Raw genomic sequence first — 811 nt, forward strand, 5'->3', positions numbered from 1 at the left:
ATCGACGACGTGGTTATTCCACCACTTAAGAAGCAAATCATCGAAGTGGCAGAAGGCGAAGTTCGCGAAATCGAAGATCAGTTCGAGCAAGGTTTCGTAACTGCTGGTGAGCGCTATAACAAAGTAGTTGATATCTGGTCACGTACCAATGACAAAGTCGCTAAGGCGATGATGGACAACTTGGCAACAGATAAAGTTATCAACGCACAAGGTGAAGAAGACGAGCAGAAGTCATTCAACTCTATCTTTATCATGTCAGATTCTGGTGCTCGTGGTAGTGCGGCACAGATTCGTCAGTTGGCTGGTATGCGTGGTTTGATGGCGAAACCAGATGGCTCAATCATTGAGACGCCGATTAAAGCTAACTTCCGTGAAGGTTTGACCGTACTACAGTACTTCATCTCAACTCACGGTGCACGTAAAGGTCTAGCGGATACAGCACTGAAGACGGCTAACTCGGGTTACCTAACTCGTCGTCTGGTTGATGTGGCACAAGATTTGGTTATCACTAGCGATGATTGTGGTACTGAAGAAGGCCTACTCATGAAACCACATATCCAAGGTGGTGAAATCATTGAGAAGCTAGGTGAGCTAGTACTGGGTCGCGTGACTGCTCGTGACGTTACTTATAACGATGATGCTGATAAAGTATTGATTCCAGCTGGTACATTGATCGATGAGTACTGGGTTAGCGTCCTTGATAACAACGCAATCGATGATATCTGGGTACGTTCAGTAATTACGTGTGATATCGAACATGGCGTGTGTTCACAGTGTTATGGCCGTGACCTTGCACGTGGTCATAAAGTGA

Annotated in this window: 1 pseudogene; it reads left to right on the forward strand. The window is 45.9% G+C overall.

Features of this window, described 5'->3' with window-relative positions:
- Positions 1–811, forward strand: a pseudogene (locus tag ACS8FC_RS16445) (DNA-directed RNA polymerase subunit beta'); the annotation flags it as partial.

It is taken from the genome of Psychrobacter sp. 1Y4 (genome assembly GCF_051847555.1).